Below are 6,780 nucleotides of genomic sequence, written 5' to 3'. Positions count from 1 at the left end.
CCTGCGCGCGCGCGGCGAGGATCCGGAGGCCGTCTTCACCGGCGCCCGCCACGCGCCCGCGCCGCTCTCGGAGGCCGACCGCGCCGCCGGCCGCGCGCCCGAGGGGGCCGAGGCGCTCGACCTGCCCGACTGGCTCGCGGAGGCCTTCCGCGACAGCCTCGGGCCGCAGGCCGAGGCCGCCGCGCTGGCCCTGCGCGAGCGGGCACCGGTGCACCTGCGCGCCAACCTGCTCAAGACCGACCGCGAGGGCGCGGCCGAGGCCCTCGCCGCCGAGGGGATCGCGACGCGCCCCGTCGCCACCGCCGCGACCGCGCTCGAGGTCACCGAGGGCGCCCGGCGTGTCGCCCGGAGCCGCGCCTTCGCCGCGGGGCTGGTGGAGTTGCAGGACGCCGCGAGCCAGGCGGTCGTCGCCGCGCTGCCCCTCGCGCCGGGCGCGCGCGTGCTCGATTTCTGCGCCGGGGGCGGGGGCAAGACGCTGGCGCTCGCCGCGCGGCTGGGTGGGCCGGTCGCCGCGCACGACGCCGCGCCGCGCCGCCTTGCCGACCTGCCCGCGCGCGCGGCGCGGGCGGGGGCCGGGGTCGAGGTCCTCGCCCGCCCGGACGCGGCCGCGCCCTTCGATCTCGTGCTCTGTGACGTGCCCTGCTCGGGCAGCGGGGCGTGGCGGCGCGACCCGGACGCGAAGTGGCGGCTGACACCCGCGCGCCTTGCAGAGCTCGGCGCGACGCAGGACGCCATCCTCGACCGCGTGGCGCCCCTTGTCGCGCCGGGGGGCACGCTCGCCTATGCCACCTGTTCGCTGCTCGCAGAGGAGAACGACGCGCGGACCGCGGCCTTCCGCGCGCGTCGACCGGGCTGGCAGGTTGCAGAGGTCCGGCGCTGGCGGCCCGGTCCATGCGGCGACGGCTTCTATCTATGCGTGTTGACGCGCGCGTGAGGATCGGCAAAATGCAACCTTGAGGTGTGTGGGCGCTTAAGTGCAGCTTAAGGTCTCTGGGGCCTACTGCTGCCTGAACGAGTCGGAAAAGGGTGGCCGCCGTGTCCTACATGGCCCTCACGCCGGGTGACGAGTCGCGCGCAGCATGGTCCTTGGGGGCGCGGCGCCGCCTGCTTCCCCTGCTCGGCCTGTCGTGCGTCGCGCTCGGCATCCTAGCGCCCTCGGGTGCGGTGGCGGCCGGCGCCTACGCCGCGGGTGGCACGCTGATCACGGTGGCGGCGCTGCTGCGCCTCGGCGAAGCTGTCGACACCTGGCGGCGGGGCCGCGCGCTCGCCGCGATCGGGGATTTCGTGGCCGGTGACGCGGTGCCCTGCCTCATTTCCGACGAGGCCGGCGCGCTGGTCCGGCGCAACGAGGCCGCGGCGCGCCTTCTGGGCGCCGAGGCGCAGGAAACGCTGGCCGCGTCGCTGCGCAGCACGCTGGCCGAGCCGACCGCGGTGCTCACGCGCCTGCGCGACCGTGCGCTCGCCGGGGGCACCGCGCGCGAGGACGTGGTCACGCGCAAGGGACACCTGCGCATGACGGCGCGCGGCATCGGCGGCGGTGCGTTGCTCTGGCGGATCGAACCCTTCTCGGACCGGGACGCGGCGCTCGGCGGAGAGACGCACGGCGTGCCGCGCCTGACGACGGGGCGGGGCGGCACGGTCCTGTTCATGAACGACGCCGCCCGGCGGCTTGTGGGCGGGCGTGCACGCACGCTCGACGCCATCTTTGCCGCACCGCCCGTCTCCGGGACGGTGACGCGGGTGAGCGGGGGCGACGGGCCGGTGGATTGCCTCGTGGCGCGCCTGTCCGGCGGGATGGGGCGGGACGAGATCTACCTGTTTCCGGGCGACGCGGCCGCAGCGCCCGCCACTGCAAGCGACGAGGTGGAGCGCCTTCCCGTCGCGCTCGTCAAGCTCGCTGCCGATGGCCGCCTCCTCATGGCCAACGGCTGCGCCCGCCGTCTGCTGCACCTGCAACACGGGGAGCGGGCGTCGCTCGGCGATCTGACAGAGGGGCTTGGCCGACCCATCGCGCGCTGGCTCGAGGAGGCGCTGCGCGGCGAAGGCGCGAACCGGTCGGAGTTCCTGCGCCTGCGCCGTCGCGACGAAGACGTGTTCGTGCAGGTCACGCTCACCCGGATCGAGGAGGCGTCGGGGCCCGTCCTCCTCGCGGTCCTGAACGACGCCACCGAGCTCAAGACGCTCGAGGGCCAGTTCGTGCAGAGCCAGAAGATGCAGGCGATCGGCCAGCTGGCCGGCGGCATCGCGCACGACTTCAACAACCTCCTGACGGCGATTTCAGGGCACTGCGATCTGCTGCTCCAGCGCCGCGACGAGGGCGATCCGGACTACGCCGACCTGATCCAGATCAGCCAGAACACCAACCGCGCGGCCGGCCTCGTCACGCAGCTTCTGGCCTTCTCGCGCAAGCAGACGCTCAGCCTCGAGCTGCTGGACCTGCGTGATACGCTCTCCGACATCACCCATCTGCTCAACCGCCTTCTCGGCGAGCGGGTCACGCTGCGCTTCCGTCACGACCCCGATCTGCCGCGCCTGCGTCTGGACAAGCGCCAGCTCGAGCAGGTCATGATGAACCTCGTCGTCAACGCGCGCGACGCCATGCCCGAGGGCGGCGAGATCCGGATCGAGACGGAACTGCTGACGCTGGAGGAACCTCTCGTGCGCGGCCGCGCCGAGGTTCCGGCCGGCGCCTATGCCCTGGTGCGCGTGACCGACGAGGGAGAGGGCATCCCGCCTGAGAAGCTCGACAAGGTCTTCGAGCCCTTCTTCACCACGAAGCGCATCGGCGAAGGCACCGGGCTCGGCCTCTCGACGGTCTACGGCATCGTCAAGCAGTCCGGTGGCTTCGTCTTCGTCGACAGTGCGCCCGGCGCTGGCACGACCTTCTCCATCTACCTGCCGATCGCCGCCGAACAGCCCGCGCCCGAGCCCGCACCCCCGGCGCCGGCGCCGGCGTGCGGGGCCGGCGCGGAGCGGCGCGACGGTGTCGTCCTGCTCGTCGAGGACGAGACGCCGGTGCGTGCCTTCGCGTCCCGTGCACTCCGCCTGTCCGGCCACACGGTACTGGAAGCGCGCAATGCCGAGGAGGCGCTCGAGGTGCTGCGTGACAGCGCCCTGCCGGTGGACGTCTTCGTCACCGACGTCGTGATGCCCGGCATGGACGGTCCCACGTGGGTCCGGCAGGCCCTCGCGGCACAGCCCGGGGCACGCGTCGTTTTCGTGTCAGGCTACGCCAAGGACAGCTTCGATCCCGGCGAAATCCAGGTGCCGCACGCGGTCTTTCTTTCCAAGCCCTTCTCGCTCGAGGACCTGACGCGCACCGTGCAGCGGCAACTCCTGCACTGAGCGCGGCTCCGCTCAGTGCCCCGCGCTGTCCCAGAGCGCGAAATCCGCCGCGCAGCGGGCGCGGAGCGCGGCCTCCGTCTCCGCGGCGAGGTCGAGCGGTGCCTGCGGGGAAACGTTCGCCCGGTCCGGCACCACGTCCGTTCCGAGCCGCTCGCGCAGGAAGGCATGCAGCGCTTCGGGCGCCTCGTAGCGGAACAGGCGGTCGACCCGCGCGCCGTTGGGCCGCGGCGCGAGAAAGGCCGCCTGACTGCCGACCCGCGCCCAGGGCGGCGGCGTCTCGGCCAGATAGCCGCGCACGAACCCGTCGAAATCCACGCCCTCGGTCGAGGTCGGCCGCCCCGCCAGAAAGGACCGCCGGCGGTAACGGAACCAGCTCCCGAGCCAGCTCACCGGTTCGCGCACGATGGCGACGATCTCCGGCGGCCGGTCGCAGAACTTCTCGAACATCGGCCGGAAGAAGCGGTTGTAGCGGTAAAGCGGCGCGTGCTTGAGCTCGGGCGGGTCGCGCACCACGAGGCTCGCGCGGTCGCCGAGCGCGGCCTGCCACGCGGTGGTGCCCGTCTTGGGCACCGAAAGCAGCACCAGGCCCTCCTTCGCGAAAAACAGCATCCGGCCCTCCTGTCCCGGCCCGGCGTAAACTACCCGTTAACCTCGCCGCACGAAACTCGAAGGCGGGACGCGACTTGAAATGTTCACGTTTTGCCCTCATGGTGCAGTGCGAACACTACGCGAACACAGGCGTTGCCGCGGCGGGCGCGGTATGGGATAAGGGCGGAAATTCACATGGCGACGGCAGATCTTCTCTCAATGGACAGCAAGAAAAGCCCGGACAAGCAGAAGGCCCTCGACAGCGCGCTGGCGCAGATCGAGCGGCAGTTCGGCAAGGGCTCGATCATGAAGCTCGGCGGCGACAACCCGATCAAGGATATCGCCGCCACCTCGACCGGCTCGCTCGGCCTCGACATCGCGCTCGGCATCGGCGGCGTGCCCAAGGGCCGCATCATCGAGATCTACGGGCCCGAAAGTTCCGGCAAGACCACGCTGACGCTGCATTGCGTCGCCGAGGAACAGAAGAACGGGGGCGTCTGCGCCTTCGTCGATGCCGAGCACGCGCTGGATCCGCAGTACGCGCGGAAACTCGGGGTCGATCTGGATGAGCTCCTGATCAGCCAGCCGGACGCCGGCGAGCAGGCGCTGGAGATCACCGATACGCTCGTGCGCTCCGGCGCGGTCAGCATGGTGGTGGTCGATTCGGTGGCCGCGCTCACGCCCAAGAGCGAGCTCGAGGGCGACATGGGCGATTCGAGCGTGGGCGTGCAGGCCCGGCTGATGAGCCAGGCGATGCGCAAGCTCACCGGCTCCATCTCGCGCTCGAACTGCACGGTGATCTTCATCAACCAGATCCGCATGAAGATCGGCGTGATGTTCGGCTCGCCCGAGACGACGACCGGCGGCAACGCGCTCAAGTTCTACTCCTCCGTGCGCCTCGACATCCGTCGCATCGGTGCCGTCAAGGACCGCGACGAGGTGGTGGGCAACGCCACCCGCGTGAAGGTCGTCAAGAACAAGGTGGCGCCGCCCTTCAAGGAGGTCGAGTTCGACATCATGTACGGCGAGGGCATCTCCAAGACGGGCGAGCTCATCGATCTCGGCGTCAAGGCCGGCGTGGTCGAGAAATCCGGCAGCTGGTACAGCTATGGCGACGAGCGCATCGGGCAGGGCCGCGAGAACGCCAAGACGTTTCTCAAGGAAAACCCCGCCGTCGCGCAGGAGATCGAGGGCAAGGTGCGCGCCGCGCACGGTCTCGCCTCCGAAGGCTCGGAGGACGATGCAGGCGTCGTCGAGGGCTGAGCGGCACGGCCCGGGCATGGACACCGCGCGATCGCGCGGCTAAAGCTGCGCCACCCGGCCGGGCGCCCGGTCGGGGTGTGTCCATTCACGCCTGCCGCGAAAGACCGATCGCCCGATGACGAGCCTCGCCGAGATCCGCAAGACGTTCCTCGATTTCTTCGCGCGAAACGGCCACGAGGTCGTGCCGTCGAGCCCGCTCGTGCCGCGCAACGACCCCACCCTGATGTTCACCAACTCGGGGATGGTGCAGTTCAAGAACCTCTTCACCGGGGTCGAGCATCGGGACTACACGCGCGCGGCCACGGCGCAGAAATGCGTGCGCGCGGGCGGCAAGCACAACGATCTCGACAACGTCGGCTACACGGCCCGGCATCACACCTTCTTCGAGATGCTCGGCAACTTCAGCTTCGGCGATTACTTCAAGGAAACGGCGATCCCGCTCGCCTGGGAGCTCATCACGAAGGAGCTCGACATCCCGAAGGACCGCCTGCTCGTGACGGTCTTTCACACCGATGACGCCGCGGCCGATCTCTGGAAGAAGGTCGCGGGGCTGCCGGACGACCGCATCCTGCGCATCGCGACCGACGACAACTTCTGGATGATGGGGCCCACCGGCCCCTGCGGCCCCTGTTCGGAGATCTTCTTCGACCACGGCGAGGACTACTGGGGCGGCCCCCCGGGCACGCCGGAGGAGGACGGCGACCGCTTCGTCGAGATCTGGAACCTCGTCTTCATGCAGTACGAGCAGTTCGAGGACGGCACGCGGCGCGAGCTCGCCGCGCAGTCGATCGACACCGGCATGGGCATCGAGCGGGTCGCCGCGCTCCTGCAGGGGACGAACGACAACTACGCCACCGACCTGATGCGCCGGCTGATCGAGGCTTCGGCGCAGGCGTCGTGCACCGATCCCGACGGGCCGGGCAAGACGCACCACCGGGTGATCGCGGATCACCTGCGCTCCACCAGCTTCCTGATCGCCGACGGCGTGATGCCCTCGAACGACGGGCGCGGTTACGTGCTGCGCCGGATCATGCGCCGCGCGATGCGGCACGCGCACAAGCTCGGCGTGGATGCGCCGCTGATGCATCGCCTCGTCGGCGCGCTCGTGGCCGAGATGGGCGCGGCCTACCCGGAGCTTCCGCGCGCGCAGGCGCTCATCGAGGAGACGCTCAAGCTCGAGGAAACGCGCTTCCGCCAGACGCTCGACCGTGGGCTGCGCCTCCTCGACGAGGAGCTGCGCGACCTGCCGGAGGCGGCGCCGCTGCCGGGCCGGGCCGCCTTCAAGCTTTACGACACCTTCGGCTTTCCGCTCGATCTCACGCAGGATGCGCTGCGCGAGGCCGGGCGCGGCGTCGACCTCGAGGGGTTCGAGGCGGCGATGGCCGAGCAGAAGGCGCAGGCCCGCGCCGCCTGGGCCGGCTCGGGCGAGGCGGCGGACGCCACGATCTGGTTCGACCTCGCCGAGACGCACGGCGCGACCGATTTCCTCGGCTACGACACCGAGACGGCGGAGGGGCAGATCCTCGCCCTCGTGCAGGACGGCGGCGTGGTGGCGCAGGTCCACCCGGGCCAGAGCGCGCAGGT

At 71.0% G+C, this 6,780-nt stretch carries 5 protein-coding genes; 4 read left to right on the top strand and 1 reads right to left on the bottom strand.

What is annotated here, in order from left to right; genetic code table 11:
- Both ACESL7_RS11215 and ACESL7_RS11210 read left to right on the top strand, forming a co-directional pair.
- The coding region (locus ACESL7_RS11215; protein ID WP_372893407.1) for an RsmB/NOP family class I SAM-dependent RNA methyltransferase at nucleotides 1-934 on the top strand (934 nt) is incomplete at its 5' end.
- Nucleotides 935-1,044: 110 nt separating this feature from the next.
- Entirely contained in the window at nucleotides 1,045-3,345 is a 2,301-nt protein-coding gene (locus tag ACESL7_RS11210) for a hybrid sensor histidine kinase/response regulator (protein WP_372893408.1), read from the top strand.
- A 12-nt stretch (nucleotides 3,346-3,357) separates the two neighbouring features.
- Here ACESL7_RS11210 and ACESL7_RS11205 read toward each other — a convergent pair whose 3' ends face one another.
- Nucleotides 3,358-3,954, bottom strand: coding sequence for a sulfotransferase family protein (locus ACESL7_RS11205; RefSeq protein WP_372893406.1), 597 nt, complete (start codon nucleotides 3,952-3,954; stop codon nucleotides 3,358-3,360).
- A gap of 174 nt (nucleotides 3,955-4,128) precedes the next feature.
- Here ACESL7_RS11205 and recA point away from each other — a divergent pair, with 174 nt between their 5' ends.
- Together recA and alaS are read left to right on the top strand one after the other, a co-directional pair.
- A complete protein-coding gene (gene recA, locus ACESL7_RS11200) occupies nucleotides 4,129-5,196 on the top strand; it encodes a recombinase RecA (RefSeq protein ID WP_372893405.1) in 1,068 nt (355 codons plus the stop codon).
- A gap of 115 nt (nucleotides 5,197-5,311) precedes the next feature.
- Nucleotides 5,312-6,780: alanine--tRNA ligase (gene alaS, locus ACESL7_RS11195; protein ID WP_372893404.1), on the top strand; the 1,469-nt coding region annotated here is incomplete at its 3' end.

Source organism: Rhodosalinus sp. (assembly GCF_041685465.1).
Taxonomy (GTDB): Bacteria; Pseudomonadota; Alphaproteobacteria; order Rhodobacterales; family Rhodobacteraceae; genus Rhodosalinus.
The sequence above is the reverse complement of the archived record's forward strand: the minus strand, read 5'-3'. Positions and strand labels throughout refer to the sequence as shown.